This is a genomic window from uncultured Alistipes sp., assembly GCF_902388705.1.
Lineage (GTDB): Bacteria > Bacteroidota > Bacteroidia > Bacteroidales > Rikenellaceae > Alistipes.
Genome location: NZ_CABMQJ010000109.1, coordinates 1 through 3263 on the forward strand (window position 1 = coordinate 1; position 3263 = coordinate 3263).

Here is a 3263-nt window from a genome sequence, read left to right on the forward strand (position 1 = left end):
GGGGGGAGGCGGCAGGTAGGGGGCCGAATGCCGGGGCTGGAGATGGGGCATGGTGTGCGGGCGGGGCCCGAGCGGCCGGCGAGGTCGGCGGAGTTGAGTTGGGAGGGTTCCCGAGGGGGGGCACAGCTTCTTCCCGGTTTTCGGACGGCGTTGTTGCGGCAGGTGTCGGGCGGGCATGGCGGCGGCCTTTTTACTTGCGGCGGCAGGTGCTGCGGGCAGAGCGGGCTTTTATATTTGCGGCAGGTGCTGCGGGCGGCGCGGGCTTTTATATTTGCGGCGGGTGCTGCGGGCAGGCGGGCTTTATCGAATTGCCTCGCTTCATTCCACGTATGTTTCGTGCCGCTTCGGCTTTTCGATCCTTGCGGCGGCCGTGTCGCGGCAACCGCACATGTGCGGCACAAAAGCGGGAAAAGCGGATTTCCGGCTGTGGCCGAATCCGCTTTTCTGCTTTTTGTGTACCTGCGGTATTTTTGCCGCGATACGGCTCCTGCTACCGGATCGAATTCATCCTGATGCTGGCCTTGACCAGTGCGATGGCGCGTATGCGCCTTATATCCACCTCTTTGTCGGCATGGTGGGGATTCTGGCTCACGAGTTTCACATACCCCTCGCGGTCGGATTTCTGGATGTATTTCACGGTGACGTACTCTTCGCCGTCGATGTCGATCGACAGCAGGTACATGTCGCCCCAGAAAATGTCGTCGATGTCGCGCAGTTGTTTGTACAGCACGATGTCGCCGCTCTTGAGCAGCGGGTACATCGAGTCGCCCACTATATATATAGCGCCGTCGCACTTGGGGAGGTTGGGGATGTGGATGAAGTTGACGGGTTTGGCCTGCGCCTGGTCGGCGAACAGGGGGACGAGGCCCGCGGTGCCCTCGATCGAATAGAGCGGCACGCTTTGCAGCGGCAGCGAGTTGTCCGTGCGGTGCATGTAGGCGGTCAGGTCGGGCTCGGCATTGAACATGTTGCCCCTGCCGCTTTCGAGCCACTCGGGGTTGACATTCAATTCCTGAACCAAGATGTTCCGGTTGCGCATCGAGAGTCCCGCTTTGCCCGTTTCGATCATCGACAGGGCGGCTTTGCCTATGCCAAGCCGTTGAGCCAGTTGCTCTTGCGTCAGGCCCAGTTGTTTCCGTATCAGTTTTACCCGCTCGTTCATAATTTAGAATCGGAAATTATTATATCAAAAAATTGTATTTTGCTGTTGGAAATTCAATAATTGAACTTATCTTTGTGCTGCAAAGTTAAACAATTTATTACTACTTGCAAATTATTTTGCAAAAATCCTGCTAATTATCAACTATGTATTCGGTTTTACCTGAACTTTACCATGAGGCGGCGGCCCGGCTGGCGGACGCCATCGACGGGGAGAACTACTTTTCGGGCTCGCTCGCGTTCGGTTTCGGCGGCATGCAGTGCCGGCTGACGACGTCGGTTATCGTCTACCGCAGCCGGGTTTCCCGGCCCGAGGGCGACGCCGAGGCCATCTCCGATTTGGTGCCCGTGTGGTGGGAATTCCACACCGCGGGCCCGGAAGGCGAGGTGCTGAACGACTTCGACTTCTCCGAAATGAAACGGTACGTTTAACGTGCGGCAGGGGCCGGAGGCGCGGTAGGGCTCCGTTTTCCGCCGCCTTGCCTGCCCCTGCCGCCACCCGGCCGTCCGGCATTCGTCCTGTCGGCACGCCTTTTCCGCCTTATCCGTTCCGGCCCTCCCATCCCGGCCCGGCGCAGCCGCCGGAACGATTCGTAACCAGAACCTCCCGCCGCGGCGCCGCGCACCGGGTTCGAAAATCAAATCCATGTCATTTAAAACCAACCCGGCCTCTGCGGAACAAGCTTCCGCAGGGGTTTTTTATCCTGCCGGGACGTTGGCGCCGGAGGCTTCCGGCGTAACGGCGCCCGGTTTGCGCGGCGGTGTCGAGCCGGATAAGGCCGCTGTTCCGGCTGTTCCCGCCGGGAGGGCCGGTGCCTCTGCGTCCGATGTCCTGCACGCCGGGGCTGTTTCGCTGCCGCCCGCTATGTCCGGCGCTGCACACCCGCCGTTGCGGCGGGGGGTGATGTTGTTCTGCCCTTCGGCGGCGTTGCCGGAAACGCTCTCCGGCATGCCGGAGCCGTCGCGTGTGTTTGTTTCCGCGGCTGTGCCAGCGTCTGTGTCCGGCGCGGCAGCCGGGGAATCTGTGCCTGTTTCCGCAACTGTGTCTGTGCCTGTGTCCGGCGTGGCAGCCGGGGAGTCCGTGCCTGTTTCCGCGGCTGTGCCCGTACCGGTTAAGGCGCCGGCCGTTGTGGGCGGGGATGCCGTTTTTCTGCCGGAGCCGACGGGCTGCGGGCAGCATCCTTCGTTCGGGCAGTTTGCCCTCGGGGTCTATCCGTTCCTCGAATTGCAGCCGTTCCACCGGGCCTACTACCGTGTGCTCGAAGCCTTTGCCGCGGGGCGCGTCCGCAGGCTGATTGTCACCATGCCGCCCCAGCACGGAAAGAGCGTCGGGGCGACGACCTTGCTTCCGGCCTATGTGCTGGGACTCGATCCCGATTTGCGGCTGGCAATCGCCTCCTACTCCGGGGCGCTGGCCTCGAAATTCAACCGCCGCGTACAGCGCATCATCGAGTCGCGCGAGTATGCCCGGTTTTTTCCGGCGACCAACATCAAATGCGGCGCGAAGCCGCCCGGCTACATCCGCACGGCCGACGAGGTCGAAATCGTCGGCCGCCGGGGCGGCCTGCTCTCGGTCGGGCGCGAGGGCTCGCTCACGGGCAACCGCGTCGACTGTTTTATCCTCGACGATCTCTACAAGGATGCCCTCGAGGCCAATTCGCCGCTCGTGCGGGCCAACTGCTGGGAGTGGTATACCTCGGTCGTGCGAACCCGCATGCACAACGCTTCGCGCGAACTGATTGTCTTCACGCGCTGGCATGAGGAGGATTTAATCGGCACGCTCGCCGCCCGCGAGCCGGTCGTGGAGTTCACCGAATGGGCGCAGCTCGACGGCCTGCCCGCCGACAGGTGGCTCTACCTGAATTTCGAGGCCCTGAAGTGCTCGCCGCCGACTGAAATCGATCCCCGTGCGCCGGGCGAGGCGCTGTGGGAGGCGCAGCAGGGCCGGGCGTTGCTCGAGGCCAAGCGGCGGCTCGACCCGCTGCAGTTCGAGAGCATGTACCAGGGGCACCCTTCGTCGCGCGAGGGGCTGCTCTACGGGCTGAACTTCGCCGAGTACGACGACCTGCCGCACGAGATTGTCCGCCGCGCCAACTACACCGACA

At 62.6% G+C, this 3263-nt stretch carries 3 protein-coding genes; 2 read left to right on the forward strand and 1 reads right to left on the reverse strand.

The features are described from left to right. Positions 1-490: 490 nt before the first annotated feature. Complete coding sequence (locus tag QZT71_RS12185; protein WP_295916606.1) at positions 491-1162, reverse strand: XRE family transcriptional regulator; 672 nt, start codon at positions 1160-1162, stop codon at positions 491-493. Between the two features lie 143 nt (positions 1163-1305). Between QZT71_RS12185 and QZT71_RS12190 the strand changes: the two genes are divergently transcribed. Together QZT71_RS12190 and QZT71_RS12195 are read left to right on the forward strand one after the other, a co-directional pair. Continuing rightward, a complete protein-coding gene (locus tag QZT71_RS12190; protein ID WP_295916607.1) occupies positions 1306-1590 on the forward strand; it encodes a hypothetical protein in 285 nt (94 codons plus the stop codon). Between the two features lie 697 nt (positions 1591-2287). Beyond that, positions 2288-3263 (forward strand): terminase family protein (locus tag QZT71_RS12195; RefSeq protein ID WP_295916609.1); only part of this gene is annotated, 976 nt, incomplete at its 3' end.